The 16,639-nt window shown below is 55.9% G+C and carries 29 protein-coding genes, 3 tRNA genes and 1 rRNA gene; all 33 read left to right on the plus strand.

Translation table 11 applies throughout. The annotated features are described in order from the left end of the window. Window positions 1-157: 157 nt before the first annotated feature. Window positions 158-273 (plus strand): 5S ribosomal RNA (gene rrf, locus BLS60_RS18275). Window positions 274-768: 495 nt separating this feature from the next. Next, complete coding sequence (gene birA / locus BLS60_RS18280; RefSeq protein ID WP_092371353.1) at window positions 769-1,731, plus strand: bifunctional biotin--[acetyl-CoA-carboxylase] ligase/biotin operon repressor BirA; 963 nt, start codon at window positions 769-771, stop codon at window positions 1,729-1,731. Further along, the gene (locus BLS60_RS18285; RefSeq protein ID WP_092370951.1) at window positions 1,715-2,476 is read left to right on the plus strand and encodes a pantothenate kinase; all 762 of its coding nucleotides are present in this window, start codon (window positions 1,715-1,717) and stop codon (window positions 2,474-2,476) included. The genes birA and BLS60_RS18285 overlap by 17 nt, the downstream gene beginning before the upstream one ends. A 2-nt stretch (window positions 2,477-2,478) precedes the next feature. Further along, complete coding sequence (locus BLS60_RS18290; RefSeq protein ID WP_092370954.1) at window positions 2,479-3,156, plus strand: SPOR domain-containing protein; 678 nt, start codon at window positions 2,479-2,481, stop codon at window positions 3,154-3,156. A gap of 145 nt (window positions 3,157-3,301) precedes the next feature. Beyond that, window positions 3,302-3,386: transfer RNA gene (locus BLS60_RS18295), tRNA-Tyr, on the plus strand. Window positions 3,387-3,411: 25 nt separating this feature from the next. After that, window positions 3,412-3,485: transfer RNA gene (locus tag BLS60_RS18300), tRNA-Gly, on the plus strand. Between the two features lie 24 nt (window positions 3,486-3,509). Beyond that, window positions 3,510-3,585 (plus strand) — tRNA-Thr (locus BLS60_RS18305). Between the two features lie 84 nt (window positions 3,586-3,669). Continuing rightward, on the plus strand, window positions 3,670-4,863 hold the full coding sequence (gene tuf / locus BLS60_RS18310) for an elongation factor Tu (RefSeq protein ID WP_070882600.1): 1,194 nt from the start codon (window positions 3,670-3,672) through the stop codon (window positions 4,861-4,863). Between the two features lie 182 nt (window positions 4,864-5,045). Continuing rightward, window positions 5,046-5,357, plus strand: coding sequence for a 30S ribosomal protein S10 (rpsJ, locus tag BLS60_RS18315; protein ID WP_010486970.1), 312 nt, complete (start codon window positions 5,046-5,048; stop codon window positions 5,355-5,357). 82 nt (window positions 5,358-5,439) lie between these two features. Further along, window positions 5,440-6,075 (plus strand): 50S ribosomal protein L3, encoded by a 636-nt coding sequence (gene rplC / locus BLS60_RS18320; protein ID WP_070882609.1) that lies wholly within the window; start codon window positions 5,440-5,442, stop codon window positions 6,073-6,075. Window positions 6,076-6,087: 12 nt separating this feature from the next. Further along, window positions 6,088-6,690, plus strand: coding sequence for a 50S ribosomal protein L4 (gene rplD / locus BLS60_RS18325; protein WP_070882610.1), 603 nt, complete (start codon window positions 6,088-6,090; stop codon window positions 6,688-6,690). Next, window positions 6,687-6,989, plus strand: a complete 303-nt coding sequence (gene rplW, locus BLS60_RS18330) for a 50S ribosomal protein L23 (protein ID WP_070882611.1) — start codon at window positions 6,687-6,689, stop codon at window positions 6,987-6,989. The genes rplD and rplW overlap by 4 nt, the downstream gene beginning before the upstream one ends. Before the next feature lie 14 nt (window positions 6,990-7,003). Further along, complete coding sequence (gene rplB / locus BLS60_RS18335; RefSeq protein WP_070882612.1) at window positions 7,004-7,828, plus strand: 50S ribosomal protein L2; 825 nt, start codon at window positions 7,004-7,006, stop codon at window positions 7,826-7,828. 16 nt (window positions 7,829-7,844) lie between these two features. Then, on the plus strand, window positions 7,845-8,120 hold the full coding sequence (rpsS, locus tag BLS60_RS18340; protein WP_013789761.1) for a 30S ribosomal protein S19: 276 nt from the start codon (window positions 7,845-7,847) through the stop codon (window positions 8,118-8,120). An 11-nt stretch (window positions 8,121-8,131) separates the two neighbouring features. Further along, complete coding sequence (gene rplV / locus BLS60_RS18345) at window positions 8,132-8,464, plus strand: 50S ribosomal protein L22 (RefSeq protein ID WP_003210077.1); 333 nt, start codon at window positions 8,132-8,134, stop codon at window positions 8,462-8,464. 13 nt (window positions 8,465-8,477) lie between these two features. Then, window positions 8,478-9,164, plus strand: a complete 687-nt coding sequence (rpsC, locus tag BLS60_RS18350) for a 30S ribosomal protein S3 (protein ID WP_070882613.1) — start codon at window positions 8,478-8,480, stop codon at window positions 9,162-9,164. A 12-nt stretch (window positions 9,165-9,176) separates the two neighbouring features. Further along, entirely contained in the window at window positions 9,177-9,590 is a 414-nt protein-coding gene (gene rplP, locus BLS60_RS18355; RefSeq protein ID WP_042552939.1) for a 50S ribosomal protein L16, read from the plus strand. Further along, the gene (gene rpmC / locus BLS60_RS18360) at window positions 9,590-9,781 is read left to right on the plus strand and encodes a 50S ribosomal protein L29 (RefSeq protein WP_002555481.1); all 192 of its coding nucleotides are present in this window, start codon (window positions 9,590-9,592) and stop codon (window positions 9,779-9,781) included. Before rplP ends, rpmC begins: the two co-directional genes overlap by 1 nt. Before the next feature lie 2 nt (window positions 9,782-9,783). After that, a complete protein-coding gene (gene rpsQ / locus BLS60_RS18365; RefSeq protein WP_023534981.1) occupies window positions 9,784-10,050 on the plus strand; it encodes a 30S ribosomal protein S17 in 267 nt (88 codons plus the stop codon). Between the two features lie 23 nt (window positions 10,051-10,073). Next, a complete protein-coding gene (gene rplN / locus BLS60_RS18370) occupies window positions 10,074-10,442 on the plus strand; it encodes a 50S ribosomal protein L14 (protein ID WP_002555479.1) in 369 nt (122 codons plus the stop codon). Between the two features lie 11 nt (window positions 10,443-10,453). Beyond that, window positions 10,454-10,768: a 50S ribosomal protein L24 gene (gene rplX / locus BLS60_RS18375; protein WP_042552938.1), complete on the plus strand. Its 315-nt coding sequence runs from the start codon at window positions 10,454-10,456 to the stop codon at window positions 10,766-10,768. Window positions 10,769-10,787: 19 nt separating this feature from the next. Beyond that, window positions 10,788-11,327, plus strand: a complete 540-nt coding sequence (rplE, locus tag BLS60_RS18380) for a 50S ribosomal protein L5 (RefSeq protein WP_070882614.1) — start codon at window positions 10,788-10,790, stop codon at window positions 11,325-11,327. Between the two features lie 12 nt (window positions 11,328-11,339). Further along, a complete protein-coding gene (gene rpsN, locus BLS60_RS18385) occupies window positions 11,340-11,645 on the plus strand; it encodes a 30S ribosomal protein S14 (protein WP_042552936.1) in 306 nt (101 codons plus the stop codon). Between the two features lie 184 nt (window positions 11,646-11,829). Further along, the gene (gene rpsH / locus BLS60_RS18390; RefSeq protein ID WP_070882615.1) at window positions 11,830-12,222 is read left to right on the plus strand and encodes a 30S ribosomal protein S8; all 393 of its coding nucleotides are present in this window, start codon (window positions 11,830-11,832) and stop codon (window positions 12,220-12,222) included. Window positions 12,223-12,235: 13 nt separating this feature from the next. Then, window positions 12,236-12,769 carry a 50S ribosomal protein L6 gene (rplF, locus tag BLS60_RS18395; protein WP_070882616.1) on the plus strand — a complete coding sequence of 178 codons (534 nt, stop codon included), beginning with the start codon at window positions 12,236-12,238 and terminating at the stop codon, window positions 12,767-12,769. 11 nt (window positions 12,770-12,780) lie between these two features. Continuing rightward, window positions 12,781-13,131, plus strand: a complete 351-nt coding sequence (rplR, locus tag BLS60_RS18400) for a 50S ribosomal protein L18 (RefSeq protein ID WP_070882617.1) — start codon at window positions 12,781-12,783, stop codon at window positions 13,129-13,131. Window positions 13,132-13,134: 3 nt separating this feature from the next. After that, the gene (gene rpsE, locus BLS60_RS18405; protein ID WP_013789768.1) at window positions 13,135-13,635 is read left to right on the plus strand and encodes a 30S ribosomal protein S5; all 501 of its coding nucleotides are present in this window, start codon (window positions 13,135-13,137) and stop codon (window positions 13,633-13,635) included. A 2-nt stretch (window positions 13,636-13,637) separates the two neighbouring features. Continuing rightward, window positions 13,638-13,817, plus strand: coding sequence for a 50S ribosomal protein L30 (gene rpmD, locus BLS60_RS18410; protein ID WP_013789769.1), 180 nt, complete (start codon window positions 13,638-13,640; stop codon window positions 13,815-13,817). Between the two features lie 3 nt (window positions 13,818-13,820). After that, complete coding sequence (gene rplO, locus BLS60_RS18415) at window positions 13,821-14,255, plus strand: 50S ribosomal protein L15 (RefSeq protein ID WP_013789770.1); 435 nt, start codon at window positions 13,821-13,823, stop codon at window positions 14,253-14,255. After that, window positions 14,256-15,584, plus strand: a complete 1,329-nt coding sequence (secY, locus tag BLS60_RS18420; RefSeq protein WP_013789771.1) for a preprotein translocase subunit SecY — start codon at window positions 14,256-14,258, stop codon at window positions 15,582-15,584. It abuts the gene before it with no gap. A 28-nt stretch (window positions 15,585-15,612) separates the two neighbouring features. Next, a complete protein-coding gene (gene rpmJ / locus BLS60_RS18425; protein ID WP_002555468.1) occupies window positions 15,613-15,729 on the plus strand; it encodes a 50S ribosomal protein L36 in 117 nt (38 codons plus the stop codon). Between the two features lie 131 nt (window positions 15,730-15,860). Then, the gene (gene rpsM, locus BLS60_RS18430; RefSeq protein WP_010487012.1) at window positions 15,861-16,217 is read left to right on the plus strand and encodes a 30S ribosomal protein S13; all 357 of its coding nucleotides are present in this window, start codon (window positions 15,861-15,863) and stop codon (window positions 16,215-16,217) included. 30 nt (window positions 16,218-16,247) lie between these two features. Beyond that, window positions 16,248-16,637, plus strand: coding sequence for a 30S ribosomal protein S11 (rpsK, locus tag BLS60_RS18435; protein WP_013789773.1), 390 nt, complete (start codon window positions 16,248-16,250; stop codon window positions 16,635-16,637). The last annotated feature ends 2 nt before the right edge of the window (window positions 16,638-16,639 follow it).

The following is a 16,639-nucleotide window of genomic DNA, read 5'->3' on the forward strand; positions in this document are numbered from 1 at the left end:
CGTGAGGCTTGACCATATAACACCCAAACAATTTGGCTGTTAGACGGTAGAAGTCGACAGTAATGCCGAAAATTTGTAAAAAGAACACGCAACACCAACTGATATCACATACCCAATTCGGGGAAGCGACCTAAAAACCGACTCCCCAACCGGATTGCTTGACGACCATAGAGCGTTGGAACCACCTGATCCCATCCCGAACTCAGTAGTGAAACGATGCATCGCCGATGGTAGTGTGGGGTTTCCCCATGTGAGAGTAGGTCATCGTCAAGCTTCTACTAGAAACCCCAGATCTCGACAGAGGTCTGGGGTTTCGTCTTTGTGGCGGCGAAAAAGCAGGTCAGCAGCCAGGGAAAAGAAAGGCGGGGCCGTGGGCGCACGCAATAGCCTCGTAAATGCGCTGTTCAGTGCGGTGCGTAGGCTTCGATGGTTTCCCGGATGTCGCTTCGCTCGACCCAGGCTACGCAGCACGCGCAGGTGGGGGCAGTGGCGATCTTGTAGTAGAAGGGTGGAGCGTCTTCCACCCTACGCGAGCGTGGAGGTTTTATAGCCTGAGTTAGCCGGAGGCGTAACCCGGGGCAAGGATTTGAGTTCTCTGGGGCGCGGACTCTGCGAGTTATAGAAGCAGTTAAACAGCGCCGGTGATGGCGTTGGCATGATGGTACGCCTTGCGTTCATCGCTTTCACTGACACTTGCGTCTTTGAGTTCTGTAGGCAGCGATGTATCGCATCGTTATCATGCGCTCCTTATTGCACAGCGGGTTCTGCATGAAGCCTTTATTGCGACTTTTACAAGATGGCCAGTTCCACTCGGGCGAAGAGCTGGGGGCGGCGATTGGTGTAAGCCGCGCGGCAATCTGGAAGCGGCTGCAAGCGCTGGAGGCTGAGTTCGATCTCTCCATCCACAAAGTGCGGGGGCGTGGTTATCGCCTCGAGGCGCCACTGTCTCTGCTATCGAGCGAGTTACTGGCTGGTGCTGGGGCATGGCCTGTGACACTGCTGCAGCAGGTGGATTCCACTAATGCGGAATCCCTGCGTCAGCTCGCGACCGGAGCTAAGCCACCTTTTCTTATTATTGCCGAGCAGCAGACTGCAGGGCGCGGGCGGCGTGGCCGCAGCTGGGTCAGTCCTTTCGGTGAAAATCTCTATTACAGCTTGGTGCTGCGCATCACGGGCGGCATGCGTCAAATCGAAGGCCTGAGCCTGGTCGTCGGCCTTGCGTTACTGCATGCGATTCGAGATGCCGGTGTTAACGACGTCGGCCTGAAATGGCCCAATGATCTCCTGGTTAACGGCCGTAAGGTTGCCGGGATACTGCTGGAGTTGTCTGGCGACCCGGCAGACGTCTGCCATGTGGTCATTGGTGTCGGAGTCAACATCAATATGCGCAATGTACCTGGCGACGTTATCGACCAGCCCTGGACATCTATTCGGCAGGTGTTGGGCGAGCAGGTCGACCGCAATCGCTTTGTCGATCGGCTCAATCAACAGCTGCAACGCTATCTGGATTTACATGGGCGCAATGGTTTCGCGGCCCTCCGTAGTGAGTGGGAAGCCAATCATTTGTGGCAAGGGCGTGCAGTGTCCCTTGCAGCGGGCGTTCAGTCGGTCGAAGGTCGGGTATTGGGTGTGGAAGACACGGGCGCGCTGCGTCTTGATGTTGATGGTGTTGAGCATGTGTTCAGCGGCGGTGAGCTCAGTCTGAGGTTGCGTGATGATTCTCGAGCTTGATTGCGGCAATAGTTTTATCAAGTGGCGTCTTATGCCGCGCCATGCGGTGGTGCAACAAGCCATTGCTGGTGGTGTGGCCAGCAGCAATGAGCAGCTTATTGAGGATCTGGCTGCGCGTTTCCCTGGCGAACTGTTTACCTGCCGTCTCGTCAGTGTACGTAGTGAAGATGAGACAAAGCTTTTAACGGACGCGTTGAAAACGCGTTTTGCCATCGACTGCATGATTGCGGCACCTGCCCGCGCATTGGCTGGGGTTAGCAATGGCTACGATGATTATCAGCGATTAGGACTTGATCGCTGGCTTGCAGTTGTCGGTGCTTACAGCCTGGTAGGTCGTGCTTGTCTGGTGCTCGATCTGGGCACTGCCATCACCTCCGACTTTATTGATGCTGCCGGCGCCCATCTCGGTGGTTTCATTTGCCCGGGTATGCCGCTGATGCGCAGCCAGCTGCGTACGCATACCCGGCGTATACGCTATGACGATGCGGTCGCCGAGCAGGCGCAACAAAGTCTGGTGCCGGGTCGCTCTACCGCTGAGGCAGTGGAGCGCGGCTGTCTACTGATGCTGCGTGGCTTTGTTAGTACCCAGCTGGATTTGGCTCGACAGCAGTGTGGTGACGACGTGCTGGTGTTCCTTACTGGTGGTGATGCCGCGCTGGCGGCAGAGTGGGTGCCTGCTGCTCGCATCGTTCCTGATCTGGTTTTTGTTGGCCTGGCGATCGCCTGTCCGCTGACGGAGGAATAGGTATGCGCTGGATCTTTATGCTGTTGATTGTGCTCAACGCCTTCTACTACGTCTGGCACCAGCAACAAGCGCCGATGCATGTCAGGGAAATTGCGCCGCTATCGCTCTACCAAGAAAGTCGGCGCGACATTCAACTGCTCAGCGAGTCCGAGCCGCAGCAGCGCCGTGCTTCAGTGATGAAGGAGCCTCAACCTGAGGAGGCGGTATGTTTGTTCCTGGGCAGCTTTGAGGAGATTGCCGAGGCAGAGCAGGTCGAGCAGCGCTTGCTTAGCCTGGATATCAGTTCGCAAACACAGGTTGTCGAGGCGGCGGGTGCGGTGGATTACTGGGTCTACCTGCCTCCGCTTGCGTCGCGCCAGGCGTCGCTGAGGCAGCTTCGCGAGCTTCAAGCTCGCAAGATCGACAGCTACATCATCAGCCAGGGCGATTTGGCTAACGGTATTTCTCTGGGAATCTTTCCGCGTCGCGATTCGGCGGATAGCGTGATATCCCGGTTGCGCAGGGCTGGCTACGAGCCGTTGCTGCGTGACTTGGCGCGAGCTAACCGCAGTCATTGGGTGCGGATAGCGCCGCAAAGTCGGCGTTTGGTCGATGATTCGTTGCTGGAGCGTTTGTCTTTGGACTTCAAAGGTTTACAACATCAATTAATGCCGTGCGAAGGGGTTGCAAGCCCCGGATAGAATGCATAGAATGGCGCCCGCTTCGCAGGGTGGACGCCTAACCGGTGTGTATGCGAAGTTGCTGTCAGTGTTGCTAAGCTCAGGTTTTTAAATGAGAAAGTGCTTGACAGTAGGGTGGCAGATATTGAGAATGCCGCCTCCTTATGGAGGGATTCCCGAGCGGCCAAAGGGATCAGACTGTAAATCTGACGTCATCGACTTCGAAGGTTCGAATCCTTCTCCCTCCACCAGATTTAAGCGTGAGCTGAATGCTCCGCGGGCATAGTTCAGTGGTAGAACCTCAGCCTTCCAAGCTGATGATGCGGGTTCGATTCCCGCTGCCCGCTCCAGCTTTTGTTCGTGCAATGCGTTTGGCTCATGTAGCTCAGTTGGTAGAGCACACCCTTGGTAAGGGTGAGGTCAGCGGTTCGAATCCGCTCATGAGCTCCATTTAATAAAGGCAGATATGCAAGTATCTGCCTTTGTTTTAATGGCGGTATCACTCGCTGAATTCTTCGTTCGGAGACGGTCAAAATGGCTAAAGAAAAATTTGAACGTAACAAACCGCACGTCAACGTTGGCACCATCGGTCACGTTGACCACGGTAAAACCACTCTGACCGCTGCTCTGACCCGTGTTTGCTCCGAAGTATTCGGTTCGGCCAAGGTCGACTTCGACAAGATCGATAGCGCGCCGGAAGAGAAGGCTCGTGGTATCACCATCAATACTGCGCACGTTGAGTACGACTCTGCCGTACGTCACTACGCGCACGTTGACTGCCCAGGTCACGCTGACTATGTGAAGAACATGATCACCGGTGCTGCGCAGATGGACGGTGCTATCCTGGTTTGCTCGGCTGCTGACGGCCCGATGCCTCAGACTCGCGAGCACATCCTGCTGTCTCGTCAGGTAGGTGTTCCGTTCATCGTTGTCTTCCTGAACAAGGCTGACATGGTTGACGACGCCGAGCTGCTGGAGCTGGTGGAAATGGAGGTGCGTGACCTGCTCAGCACTTACGATTTCCCAGGCGACGACACGCCGATCATCATCGGTTCTGCTCTGATGGCCCTGAACGGCCAGGACGACAACGGCATGGGTACTACTGCGGTGAAAACCCTGGTAGAGACTCTGGACAGCTACATCCCAGAGCCAGTTCGTGCGATCGACCGTCCGTTCCTGATGCCGATCGAAGACGTATTCTCGATCTCCGGCCGCGGTACTGTTGTGACCGGTCGTGTAGAGCGCGGTATCGTCAAGATCCAGGAAGAAATCGAGATCGTTGGTCTGCGTGATACCACCAAGACCACCTGTACCGGTGTCGAGATGTTCCGCAAACTGCTCGACGAAGGTCGTGCTGGCGAGAACTGCGGTGTACTGCTGCGCGGCACCAAGCGTGACGACGTAGAGCGTGGTCAGGTTCTGGCCAAGCCAGGCACCATCAAGCCGCACACCAAGTTCGAAGCTGAAGTGTACGTTCTGTCCAAAGAAGAAGGTGGTCGTCACACCCCGTTCTTCAAAGGCTACCGTCCACAGTTCTACTTCCGTACTACCGACGTAACCGGTTCGTGCGAACTGCCGGAAGGCGTTGAAATGGTAATGCCGGGCGACAACATCAAAATGGTTGTCACCCTGATCAAGCCGATCGCCATGGAAGACGGCCTGCGCTTCGCAATTCGCGAAGGTGGTCGTACCGTTGGTGCTGGCGTGGTTGCCAAGATCGTCGAGTAATCGTCTGGTCTGATTTAAGAAAAGCCCCCGCGAAAGCGGGGGCTTTTTTATGGGCGCTATCTTTGTTGGTTATTTTCTGACCGGGTTGACACTGTCTGGGGTCGTCTATAGAATCACGCCTCCTTTTAACGGGCGTAATGCGCTTGTTAACTGGGACTCGCAGCTTGGAATCTGAGGTCAAAATGCAAAACCAACAAATCCGTATACGGTTGAAGGCTTTTGACCATCGCCTGATCGATCAATCAACCCAGGAAATCGTGGAAACCGCGAAACGTACTGGTGCTCAGGTGCGTGGTCCGATTCCTCTGCCAACTCGCAAAGAGCGGTTTACTGTTCTGACTTCGCCACACGTCAACAAAGACGCGCGCGATCAGTTCGAAATCCGCACTCATAAGCGCGTACTGGACATCGTCCAGCCAACGGATAAAACCGTTGATGCTCTTATGAAGCTTGATCTTGCGGCTGGCGTGGAAGTGCAGATCAGCCTCGGCTAAAACCGGTTGGTTTTAGTCGTGTAACGCTCTGAAATGGGCGGCCATAGCGGGTGAAAGCCCCGTACACTCATGAGGTTACAACATGACTATTGGTGTAGTCGGTCGAAAGGCGGGTATGACCCGTATTTTCACCGAAGAAGGTGTCTCCATTCCGGTTACGGTCATTGAGATCGAGCCGAATCGCGTCACCCAGTTTAAAACTGAAGAGTCCGATGGCTATCGCGCAGTGCAAGTCACTGTCGGCGAGCGCCGCGTTTCTCGTGTCAGCAAGGCTCAGGCCGGTCACTTCGCTAAGGCGAACGTCGCGGCAGGTCGTACTGTTCTGGAATTCCGTCTTGAAGAAGGCGACTACCAGGCTGGCGATCTGATCAACGCTGAAATCTTCCAAGCTGGTCAACTGGTCGACGTGACCGGTCAGTCCAAAGGTAAAGGCTTTGCCGGTACCATCAAGCGTTGGAACTTCCGCGGCCAAGACAACACGCACGGTAACTCCGTGTCCCACCGCGTTCCGGGTTCGATTGGCCAGTGCCAGACGCCGGGTCGTGTCTTCAAGGGCAAGAAAATGTCCGGTCACATGGGTGCTGAGCGCGTGACTGTGCAGTCCCTGGAAGTAGTGCGCGTCGATGCTGAACGCAACCTGCTGCTGGTCAAGGGCGCTGTTCCTGGCGCTACTGGCGGCAACTTGGTTGTGCGTCCAGCGGCCAAGGCTCGCGGTTAAGGGGAAGCTGACATGCAATTAAATGTAAATGGCGCTCAAGCTATCGAAGTGTCCGATGCGACTTTCGGTGGTGACTACAACGAGACCCTGGTTCACCAAGCAGTTGTGGCCTACATGGCCGGCGGCCGTCAAGGCAGCAAGCAGCAGAAGACTCGTTCCGACGTATCCGGTGGCGGTAAGCGCCCGTGGCGTCAGAAGGGTACTGGCCGCGCACGTGCTGGTACCACTCGTGGTCCGATCTGGCGTGGCGGTGGTGTGACTTTCGCAGCTCGTCCGCAAAATCATGATCAGAAGCTGAACAAGAAGATGTATCGCGCTGCGATCCGTTCGATTCTTGCTGAGCTGGTCCGTACTGACCGTCTGGTAGTGGTTGAAGACTTCGCTGTCGAAGCTCCGAAAACCAAAGAACTGCTGGGCAAGCTGAATGACATGGGTCTGACCGACGTTCTGATCGTGTCTGACGCTGTCGATCAAAATCTGTACCTGGCTGCTCGCAACCTGCCGCACGTCGATGTTCGTGACGTACAGGGTTCCGATCCGGTCAGTCTGATCGCGTATGAAAAGGTGCTGGTCACCGTTTCTGCCGTGAAGAAATTCGAGGAGCTGCTGGGATGAACCAGGAACGCGTATTTAAAGTGCTGCTTGGCCCGCACGTCTCCGAGAAGGCCACGGTTCTGGCTGACAAGAAAAGCCAGTTCGTTTTCAAGGTTGCAACTGACGCAACCAAGCTGGAAATCAAGAAGGCCGTCGAAAGCCTGTTCAACGTGAATGTTGCTGCTGTTAATACCGTGAATGTACTCGGTAAGAGCAAGCGCACCGCTCGCGGTCTGGGCAAGCGTAACGACTGGAAGAAGGCGATCATCTCCCTTCAGCCAGGCCAGGATCTCGATTTCGCCACCAGCAGTGCTGAGTAAGGAAGGGGTGCATCATGGCAATCGTTAAATGCAAACCGACTTCCGCGGGCCGCCGTTTTGTGGTCAAGGTGGTCAATAAGGAGCTGCACAAAGGCGCTCCTCATGCTCCACTGCTCGAGAAGAAGTCGAAGACTGGCGGTCGTAACAACAACGGCCGTATCACTACCCGTCATATCGGTGGTGGTCACAAGCAGCATTATCGTCTGGTCGATTTCCGTCGCAACGACAAAGATGGCATTCCTGCCACTGTCGAGCGTGTGGAATATGACCCTAACCGTACTGCGCACATCGCTCTGCTGATGTATGCAGATGGTGAGCGTCGTTACATTATTGCGCCGAAAGGTGTGAGCGCCGGCGATCAGCTGGTCGCAGGTTCGATGGCGCCGATCAAGGCCGGCAACAGCCTGCCGCTGCGTAACATTCCGGTAGGTTCGACCGTTCACGGTATCGAGCTGAAGCCGGGCAAGGGTGCTCAAATCGCTCGTTCCGCTGGTGCCTCGGCTCAGCTGATCGCTCGTGAAGGCGTCTACGTCACCCTGCGTCTGCGCAGCGGTGAAATGCGTAAAGTGCTGGCCGAATGCCGCGCGACCCTGGGTGAAGTCTCGAACTCCGAGCACAGCCTGCGTTCGCTGGGTAAAGCTGGTGCCAAACGCTGGCGTGGCGTTCGCCCGACCGTTCGTGGTGTTGCCATGAACCCGGTCGACCACCCACACGGTGGTGGTGAAGGTCGTACCTCTGGTGGTCGTCATCCGGTGTCTCCATGGGGCTTCCCGACTAAGGGCGCGAAGACTCGTGGTAACAAACGCACCGACAACATGATCGTCCGTCGTCGCAAGTAACTAGAGGGATACGACAGTGCCACGTTCTCTGAAAAAAGGTCCTTTTATCGATCTTCACCTACTGAAGAAGGTCGAAGTGGCAGCAGAAAAGAACGATCGCAAGCCGGTGAAAACCTGGTCGCGCCGTTCGATGATTCTGCCGCAGATGGTCGGTCTGACCATCGCCGTGCATAACGGTCGTCAACACGTCCCCGTTCTGGTGAACGAAGACATGGTCGGCCACAAACTGGGCGAATTTGCCGGCACCCGTACCTATCGTGGGCACGTGGCTGACAAGAAAGCCAAGCGTTAAGGGGTTAGGAAATGGAAGTAGCCGCTAAGTTGTCGGGCGCTCGCATCTCCGCCCAGAAAGCCCGCTTGGTCGCCGACCAGATCCGCGGGAAGAAGGTGGGCGAAGCGCTCAACCTGTTGGCTTTTAGCAGTAAGAAAGCCGCGGAAATCATCAAGAAAGTGCTGGAGTCGGCTGTAGCCAACGCCGAGCACAACGAAGGCGCAGACGTTGATGACCTGAAGGTCAGCACCGTTTTCGTCAACGAGGGGCGTTCGCTTAAGCGCATCATGCCGCGTGCCAAAGGCCGCGCTGATCGCATCGTCAAGCGGTCTTGCCATATCACTGTCAAGGTTGCCGACAAGTAACGGAGTCGATCAGATGGGTCAGAAAGTACATCCCACTGGCATTCGCCTGGGAATCGTCAAGGAACACACCTCCGTCTGGTACGCAGACGGCCGGACTTATGCGGACTATCTGTTCGCTGATCTGAAGGTGCGTGAGTATCTCCTCGACAAACTAAAAAGCGCGTCCGTAAGCCGTGTCGACATTGCTCGCCCGGCCCAAACCGCACGCATCACCATCCACACCGCTCGTCCAGGTATCGTTATCGGGAAGAAAGGTGAAGATGTTGAGAAGCTGCGTCAGGACCTGACCAAGCAAATGGGTGTGCCTGTGCACATCAATATCGAAGAGATCCGCAAGCCGGAGCTCGACGGTATGCTGGTTGCGCAGAGCGTAGCTCAGCAGCTGGAGCGTCGTGTGATGTTCCGTCGCGCTATGAAGCGCGCTGTACAGAACGCCATGCGTATTGGTGCCAAGGGCATCAAAATCCAAGTGAGCGGTCGTCTCGGTGGTGCTGAAATCGCACGTACCGAATGGTATCGCGAAGGTCGTGTGCCGTTGCACACCCTGCGTGCCGATATCGACTATGCCACGTACGAAGCGCACACCACTTATGGTGTGATCGGTGTCAAGGTTTGGATCTTCAAAGGTGAGGTCATCGGTGGCCTCAAAGAAGAACTGAAACCGCAAGCACCTGCGCCTCGTAAAAAAGCTGCTAAGTAAGGGGTACGCCAAATGTTGCAACCAAAGCGTACGAAGTTCCGCAAGCAGATGACCGGCCACAATCGTGGTCTGGCTCAGCGCGGTAGCAAAGTCAGCTTCGGCGAATTCGCGCTGAAGTCTGTCGCCCGCGGTCGTCTCACCGCCCGCCAGATCGAGTCCGCTCGTCGTGCTCTGACTCGTCACGTAAAACGTGGCGGGAAAATCTGGATTCGCGTGTTCCCGGACAAGCCTGTTACCAAGAAGCCTCTCGAAGTGCGGATGGGTAAAGGGAAGGGTAGCGTTGAGTATTGGGTAGCCCAGATCCAGCCAGGCAAAGTCCTGTATGAGATCGAAGGCGTTTCCGAAGAGTTGGCGCGTGAGGCTTTCGCCCTGGCTGCTGCAAAGCTGCCGCTCGCCACCACTTTTGTTAAGCGGACGGTGATGTGATGAAAGCGAATGAACTTCGTGAAAAATCAGCACAGCAGCTGAACGAGCAACTGCTCGGCCTGCTGCGCGACCAGTTCAATCTGCGTATGCAGAAAGCAACTGGCCAGTTGGGGCAGTCTCACCTGCTCTCGCAAGTTAAGCGCGACATCGCTCGTGTGAAAACTGTGCTCAACCAGCAGGCAGGTAAGTGATCATGGCTGAAGCCGAAAAAACAGTCCGTACGCTGACCGGCCGTGTTGTCAGCGACAAGATGGACAAGACCATCACCGTACTGATCGAGCGTCGCGTTAAGCACCCGATCTACGGTAAATATGTCAAGCGTTCGACCAAGCTGCACGCGCACGACGAAACCAATCAGTGCAAGATCGGCGACAAAGTTTCGATTACCGAAACGCGTCCGCTGGCCAAGACCAAGTCTTGGGCACTGGTTGAAGTTCTCGAACGCGCAGTGGAAGTCTAAGGGCTAAGGGTCGGAGAAATTATATGATTCAGACTCAATCCATGCTCGATGTGGCCGACAACAGTGGTGCACGCCGCGTCATGTGCATCAAGGTGCTGGGTGGCTCGCATCGCCGCTACGCTGGCATCGGCGACATCATCAAGGTCACCGTCAAGGAAGCAATTCCGCGCGGCAAAGTGAAGAAAGGTCAGGTCATGACCGCAGTGGTCGTTCGTACCCGTCACGGCGTTCGCCGTGCCGACGGTTCGATCATCCGCTTCGACGGCAACGCTGCTGTTCTGCTGAACAACAAGCAAGAGCCGATCGGTACCCGTATCTTCGGGCCAGTGACCCGTGAACTTCGTACTGAGAAGTTCATGAAGATCGTCTCGCTCGCCCCTGAAGTGCTTTAAGGAGATCCGACATGCAAAAGATTCGTCGTGACGACGAGATCATCGTGATCGCCGGTAAAGACAAAGGTAAGCGCGGTAAGGTGCTCAAGGTTCTCGCTGACGACCGTCTGGTCGTTGGTGGTATCAACCTGGTGAAGCGTCATACCAAGCCGAACCCGATGTCGGGCGTTCAAGGCGGTATCGTCGAGAAAGAAGCGCCACTGCACGCTTCCAACGTTGCCATTTTCAACGGCGAAACCAACAAGGCTGACCGCGTTGGTTTCAAAGTCGAAGACGGCAAGAAAATTCGTGTCTTCAAGTCCACCCAGAAGCCGGTTGGCGCTTGAGAATCATAGGTAAAACACCATGGCACGACTAAAAGAGATTTACCGGAAGGAAATCGCCCCCAAGCTGAAGGATGAACTGAAGCTGGGTAACGTGATGGAAGTTCCGCGCATCACCAAGATCACCCTGAACATGGGCCTGGGCGAAGCGATCGGTGACAAGAAAATCATCGAAAACGCAGTTGCCGACCTCGAGAAGATCACCGGTCAAAAAGTCGTCGTGACTTATGCCCGCAAATCGATCGCTGGTTTCAAGGTTCGTGAAGGTTGGCCGATCGGCGTCAAGGTCACTCTGCGTCGCGAGCGTATGTACGAGTTCCTGGATCGTCTGTTGTCCATCTCCCTGCCGCGCGTGCGTGACTTCCGCGGCCTGAATGCCAAGTCCTTTGATGGTCGTGGTAACTACAGCATGGGCGTGAAAGAGCAGATCATCTTCCCGGAAATCGATTACGACAAGATCGATGCGCTGCGTGGTCTGGACATTACTCTGACTACTACTGCCCGTTCGGATGACGAAGGTCGCGCGCTGCTGCGTGCTTTCAAATTCCCGTTCCGTAACTGATTGGAGTAGGACATGGCCAAGACGAGCATGAAAAACCGCGAGCTGAAGCGTCAGCGCACGGTTGCCAAGTACGCCAAGAAGCGTGCTGAGCTGAAAGCTACCATCGTCAATCCGGAAACCTCTCCGGAAGCGCGCTGGGAAGCCCAGGTCGCCCTGCAGAAGCAACCCCGTGATGCCAGCGCCTCGCGCCTGCGCAACCGCTGCCGTATTACCGGCCGCCCGCACGGTGTCTTCCGCAAGTTCGGTCTGTCGCGCATCAAGCTGCGTGAAGCAGCCATGCGTGGCGACGTACCAGGTCTGGTTAAAGCCAGCTGGTAAACCGCTGCGGCAACTGCCGGAGTTCGCTTCGGCAGACAAGCAATATGAATCAAGCCCCTTTTGGGGCTTGATTCATTTTTGATCAGTCTCTAGAATGCCCGGCTCGCCTGAGCCCGGATTTCCGTGAGTTCTGGTGATTCTTAGCCGAGAGGCTAATTCTTTTTGTATCAGGAGCGTCTAGCCCATGAGTATGCAGGACCCGTTAGCGGACATGCTAACTCGTATCCGTAATGCCCAGATGGCTGAAAAGTCCGTCGTAAGCATGCCTTCTTCTACCCTGAAGGTGGCTGTAGCCAAAGTTCTCAAAGACGAAGGCTATGTTGCGGATTATCAGATTAGCGGCGAAGCAAAGCCGCAGCTGTCCATCGAGCTGAAGTACTTCGAAGGCCGTCCGGTCATCGAAGAAGTCAAGCGCGTCAGCCGTCCAGGCCTTCGCCAGTACAAATCCGTCGATGATCTGCCGAAAGTTCGCGGCGGTCTCGGTGTTTCCATCGTCTCCACCAACAAAGGTGTGATGACGGACCGCGCTGCGCGCGCTGCCGGTGTCGGCGGCGAAGTGCTTTGCACTGTGTTCTAAGGGGGGGATAAGCATGTCTCGCGTTGCTAAGAACCCCGTCAAGCTGCCTGCTGGTGTAGAGATCAAACTCGCCGGTCAGCAGCTTTCGGTGAAGGGTGCCAAGGGCGCTCTGGAACTGAACGTTCACTCGTCCGTTGAAGTTCTGCAGGAATCCGGTGAGCTGCGTTTCGCTGCTCGCAATGGCGACCAGCAGACTCGTGCGATGGCTGGTACTACCCGTGCACTGGTTAACAACATGGTCATCGGCGTAAGCCAAGGCTTCGAGCGCAAGCTCCAGCTGATCGGTGTTGGTTACAAGGCACAGGCCAAGGGCCAGGTACTCAATCTGGCGTTGGGCTTCTCTCACCCTATCGACTATCAGCTGCCGGAAGGCGTTGTGGCCGAAACCCCGAACCAGACCGAGATCCTTATCAAGGGTGTCGACAAGCAGCTGGTTGGTCAGGTTGCCGCGGAGATTCGTGACTTCCGCCGTCCTGAACCTTACAAGGGCAAAGGTGTTCGTTACGCTGACGAAGTCGTCCGCCGTAAAGAAGCCAAGAAGAAGTAAGGGGCTAGGAAATGACCGACAAAAAAGTTACTCGTCTGCGTCGCGCTCGCAAAGCACGCCTGAAAATGCACGAGCTCGAAGCCGTGCGTCTCTGCGTGTATCGCTCTTCGCAGCACATCTATGCCCAGGTCATCTCGGCCGACGGCAGCAAGGTTCTGGCCAGCGCCTCTACCTTGGACAAAGCACTGCGTGACAACGCCACTGGCAACGTCGACGCGGCCAAGAAAGTTGGTGAGCTGGTTGCCGAGCGTGCGAAAGCCGCTGGTGTGACTCAGGTTGCATTCGACCGTTCTGGCTTCAAGTACCACGGCCGCGTCAAGGCGCTGGCTGATGCTGCTCGTGAAGGCGGGCTGGAGTTCTAAGTTATGGCAAATAACGACCAAAAGCGCGACGAAGGCTATATCGAGAAGCTGGTTCAAGTGAACCGCGTTGCCAAGACCGTCAAAGGCGGCCGTATCTTCACTTTCACCGCGTTGACCGTGGTGGGTGATGGTAAGGGCCGTGTAGGTTTCGGCCGCGGCAAGTCTCGTGAAGTGCCGGCTGCTATCCAGAAGGCTATGGAAGCTGCTCGTCGCAACATGATCCAAGTTGATCTGAACGGCACCACTCTGCAGTACGCTATGAAGTCCGCCCACGGCGCTTCGAAGGTGTACATGCAGCCTGCTTCCGAAGGTACCGGCATCATCGCTGGTGGCGCCATGCGTGCCGTCCTGGAAGTCGCTGGTGTTCAGAACGTTCTGGCCAAGTGCTACGGCTCTACCAACCCTGTGAACGTGGTTCATGCCACTTTCAAAGGTCTGAAGGCTATGCAGTCTCCGGATTCGGTTGCAGCCAAGCGTGGCAAGAGTGTCGAGGAGATTCTCTAACCATGGCTAACACTGTCAAAGTGACTCTGATCAAGAGCACCAATGGCCGTCTGGCCAATCATAAAGCCTGCGTCAAGGGTCTCGGCCTGCGTCGCATCAATCATACCGTCGAAGTTCTGGATACTCCGGAAAACCGCGGCATGATCAACAAGGCTTATTACCTTCTCCGTGTGGAGGGTTGATCCATGTACCTGAATGATCTGAGTCCAGCGCCGGGTTCCCGTCGTGAGAAGCATCGTCCGGGCCGTGGTATCGGTAGTGGTTTGGGCAAGACCGGTGGCCGCGGCCACAAAGGTCAAACCTCCCGCTCCGGTGGCACTATTGCTCCGGGTTTCGAAGGCGGCCAGCAGCCTCTGCACCGTCGTCTTCCTAAGTTCGGTTTCGTGTCTTTGAAAGCTATGGATCGCGCAGAAGTGCGTACTTCCGAGCTGAACAAGATCGAAGGCGACGTAGTTACTCTGCAGGCGCTGAAGGATGCCAACCTGATTAATCAAAACGTACAGCGTGTGAAAGTCATGCTGTCCGGTGAGATTACTCGCGCGGTCACCCTTAAAGGTATCGCCGCCACCAAAGGTGCGCGCGCGGCTATCGAAGCAGCTGGCGGTAAGTTCGAGGAATAAATGGCTAAGCAAGGTGCTCTCTCTGCGCTGGCTGGTGGCGGGTTGTCCGAGCTCTGGGCTCGTCTGCGCTTTCTGTTCATGGCGATCATCGTCTATCGAATCGGTGCGCACATCCCAGTTCCAGGCATTAACCCGGATCGGCTAGCTGATCTGTTCCGACAGAATGAGGGGACCATTCTTAGCTTGTTCAACATGTTTTCCGGCGGCGCGCTGGAGCGGATGAGCATCTTTGCACTGGGGATCATGCCGTACATTTCGGCATCGATCATCATGCAGTTGATGACCGCCGTCAGCCCGCAGCTGGAGCAGTTGAAGAAGGAAGGTGAGGCTGGTCGTCGCAAGATCAGTCAATACACCCGCTACGGCACCTTGGTTCTGGCGTTCGTTCAAGCTATCGGCATGTCCGTTGGCCTGGCGAGTCAGGGCGTAGCGTTCTCGGTCGATTTCGGCTTCCACTTCGTTGCAGTCACCACTTTCGTGGCGGGTGCGATGTTCATGATGTGGTTAGGCGAGCAGATCACCGAGCGCGGTGTTGGCAACGGTATTTCGATGCTGATTTTTGCGGGCATCGTAGCCGGTCTGCCGTCGGCGATCGGGCAGTCTTTCGAGTCTGCTCGGCAGGGCGATATCAATATCTTCGCTCTCATCGCCATCGGTTTGCTGGCAGTAGCGATTATCGGTTTTGTGGTGTTCATTGAGCGTGGTCAGCGTCGCATTGCGGTGCACTACGCCAAGCGTCAGCAGGGCCGCAAGGTCTTTGCTGCGCAGACCAGCCACCTGCCGTTGAAGGTGAACATGGCGGGCGTAATCCCGGCCATTTTCGCCAGCAGCCTTCTGTTATTCCCGGCCTCGCTGGGTGCCTGGTTTGGTCAGTCCGAAGGTATGGGCTGGCTGCAGGATATTTCGCAGGCTATCGCTCCTGGTCAGCCGTTGAACATTTTGCTGTTTAGTGCAGGGATTATTTTCTTCTGCTTCTTCTACACAGCGCTGATGTTCAACCCGAAAGACGTAGCGGAAAACCTGAAGAAGTCCGGTGCCTTTATTCCGGGTATCCGTCCCGGTGAGCAGTCCGCGCGCTATATCGATGGCGTTCTGACTCGCTTGACCATGTTCGGTGCTCTGTACATGACGGCCGTATGCTTGTTGCCCCAGTTCCTGGTGGTGGCGGCCAACGTACCGTTCTACCTTGGCGGGACCTCGTTGCTGATCGTGGTAGTGGTTGTGATGGACTTCATGTCGCAAGTACAATCGCACCTCGTTTCGCACCAGTACGAATCCCTGATGAAGAAAGCCAACCTGAAGGGCTACGGCAGCGGCATGCTCCGCTGAAGTGTCCATAAGGTTCGAGGAGTTGGTGATGAAAGTTCGTGCATCGGTGAAAAAGCTGTGCCGTAACTGCAAAATTATTCGCCGTGAAGGTGTAGTGCGAGTGATTTGCAGCGCGGAACCGCGTCACAAACAGCGCCAAGGCTGAATGTGATCGAAGCTATAAGCCCGGCAGCTAGTGCGCTGCCGGGTTGATTATTTGTTTCTACAGCGATAATATCTCGCGCCCCATTTCTTGGCTTCCGGGGCGTAGGTAGCTGTCAATTGGAGTTCCACTGAATGGCCCGTATTGCAGGCGTTAACATTCCGGATAACAAGCACACTGTTATCTCGTTGACCTACATCTTTGGTGTTGGTCGCACCACCGCACAGAAAATCTGTGCAGCTACCGGTGTAAATCCGGCAGCGAAGATCAAGGATCTCTCTGACGAGCAGATCGAGCAGCTGCGTGGTGAAGTCGCCAAGGTAAACACCGAAGGTGATCTGCGCCGTGAAGTGAACATGAAAATCAAGCGCTTGATGGATCTGGGCTGCTACCGCGGCCTGCGTCATCGTCGCGGTCTCCCGGTTCGCGGTCAGCGTACCAAGACCAACGCCCGCACCCGTAAGGGTCCGCGTAAGCCGATCCGCAAGTAATCGCGTTCGCGAATCGACAGGAATTTAGTCATGGCAAAACCTGCTGCTCGTACTCGTAAGAAAGTCAAAAAGACGGTGGTTGATGGCATCGCCCACATCCACGCTTCTTTCAACAACACCATCGTGACCATCACCGACCGTCAAGGTAACGCCCTGTCTTGGGCTACCTCCGGTGGTTCGGGTTTCCGCGGTTCTCGCAAGTCCACCCCGTTCGCTGCCCAGGTGGCTGCTGAGCGTGCTGGTCAAGCTGCGCTGGAATACGGCCTGAAGAACCTCGACGTCAACGTCAAGGGCCCAGGTCCGGGTCGTGAGTCCGCAGTCCGTGCTCTTAACGGTTGCGGTTACAAGATCGCCAGCATCACCGATGTGACGCCCATCCCGCATAACGGGTGCCGTCCTTCGAAGAAGCGTCGCGTGTAATC

This window comes from Phytopseudomonas seleniipraecipitans, assembly GCF_900102335.1.
GTDB classification, from domain to species: domain Bacteria; phylum Pseudomonadota; class Gammaproteobacteria; order Pseudomonadales; family Pseudomonadaceae; genus Aquipseudomonas; species Aquipseudomonas seleniipraecipitans.

Excerpts from the sequence above, each read along its gene's own strand:
- birA (WP_092371353.1), top strand. The coding sequence starts at position 769 with ATGAAGCCTTTATTGCGACTTTTACAAGATGGCCAGTTCCACTCGGGC.
- BLS60_RS18285 (WP_092370951.1), top strand. The coding sequence starts at position 1,715 with ATGATTCTCGAGCTTGATTGCGGCAATAGTTTTATCAAGTGGCGTCTT.
- BLS60_RS18290 (WP_092370954.1), top strand. The coding sequence starts at position 2,479 with ATGCGCTGGATCTTTATGCTGTTGATTGTGCTCAACGCCTTCTACTAC.
- tuf (WP_070882600.1), top strand. The coding sequence starts at position 3,670 with ATGGCTAAAGAAAAATTTGAACGTAACAAACCGCACGTCAACGTTGGC.
- rpsJ (WP_010486970.1), top strand. The coding sequence starts at position 5,046 with ATGCAAAACCAACAAATCCGTATACGGTTGAAGGCTTTTGACCATCGC.
- rplC (WP_070882609.1), top strand. The coding sequence starts at position 5,440 with ATGACTATTGGTGTAGTCGGTCGAAAGGCGGGTATGACCCGTATTTTC.
- rplD (WP_070882610.1), top strand. The coding sequence starts at position 6,088 with ATGCAATTAAATGTAAATGGCGCTCAAGCTATCGAAGTGTCCGATGCG.
- rplW (WP_070882611.1), top strand. The coding sequence starts at position 6,687 with ATGAACCAGGAACGCGTATTTAAAGTGCTGCTTGGCCCGCACGTCTCC.
- rplB (WP_070882612.1), top strand. The coding sequence starts at position 7,004 with ATGGCAATCGTTAAATGCAAACCGACTTCCGCGGGCCGCCGTTTTGTG.
- rplV (WP_003210077.1), top strand. The coding sequence starts at position 8,132 with ATGGAAGTAGCCGCTAAGTTGTCGGGCGCTCGCATCTCCGCCCAGAAA.
- rpsC (WP_070882613.1), top strand. The coding sequence starts at position 8,478 with ATGGGTCAGAAAGTACATCCCACTGGCATTCGCCTGGGAATCGTCAAG.
- rplP (WP_042552939.1), top strand. The coding sequence starts at position 9,177 with ATGTTGCAACCAAAGCGTACGAAGTTCCGCAAGCAGATGACCGGCCAC.
- rpmC (WP_002555481.1), top strand. The coding sequence starts at position 9,590 with ATGAAAGCGAATGAACTTCGTGAAAAATCAGCACAGCAGCTGAACGAG.
- rpsQ (WP_023534981.1), top strand. The coding sequence starts at position 9,784 with ATGGCTGAAGCCGAAAAAACAGTCCGTACGCTGACCGGCCGTGTTGTC.
- rplN (WP_002555479.1), top strand. The coding sequence starts at position 10,074 with ATGATTCAGACTCAATCCATGCTCGATGTGGCCGACAACAGTGGTGCA.
- rplX (WP_042552938.1), top strand. The coding sequence starts at position 10,454 with ATGCAAAAGATTCGTCGTGACGACGAGATCATCGTGATCGCCGGTAAA.
- rplE (WP_070882614.1), top strand. The coding sequence starts at position 10,788 with ATGGCACGACTAAAAGAGATTTACCGGAAGGAAATCGCCCCCAAGCTG.
- rpsN (WP_042552936.1), top strand. The coding sequence starts at position 11,340 with ATGGCCAAGACGAGCATGAAAAACCGCGAGCTGAAGCGTCAGCGCACG.
- rpsH (WP_070882615.1), top strand. The coding sequence starts at position 11,830 with ATGAGTATGCAGGACCCGTTAGCGGACATGCTAACTCGTATCCGTAAT.
- rplF (WP_070882616.1), top strand. The coding sequence starts at position 12,236 with ATGTCTCGCGTTGCTAAGAACCCCGTCAAGCTGCCTGCTGGTGTAGAG.
- rplR (WP_070882617.1), top strand. The coding sequence starts at position 12,781 with ATGACCGACAAAAAAGTTACTCGTCTGCGTCGCGCTCGCAAAGCACGC.
- rpsE (WP_013789768.1), top strand. The coding sequence starts at position 13,135 with ATGGCAAATAACGACCAAAAGCGCGACGAAGGCTATATCGAGAAGCTG.
- rpmD (WP_013789769.1), top strand. The coding sequence starts at position 13,638 with ATGGCTAACACTGTCAAAGTGACTCTGATCAAGAGCACCAATGGCCGT.
- rplO (WP_013789770.1), top strand. The coding sequence starts at position 13,821 with ATGTACCTGAATGATCTGAGTCCAGCGCCGGGTTCCCGTCGTGAGAAG.
- secY (WP_013789771.1), top strand. The coding sequence starts at position 14,256 with ATGGCTAAGCAAGGTGCTCTCTCTGCGCTGGCTGGTGGCGGGTTGTCC.
- rpmJ (WP_002555468.1), top strand. The coding sequence starts at position 15,613 with ATGAAAGTTCGTGCATCGGTGAAAAAGCTGTGCCGTAACTGCAAAATT.
- rpsM (WP_010487012.1), top strand. The coding sequence starts at position 15,861 with ATGGCCCGTATTGCAGGCGTTAACATTCCGGATAACAAGCACACTGTT.
- rpsK (WP_013789773.1), top strand. The coding sequence starts at position 16,248 with ATGGCAAAACCTGCTGCTCGTACTCGTAAGAAAGTCAAAAAGACGGTG.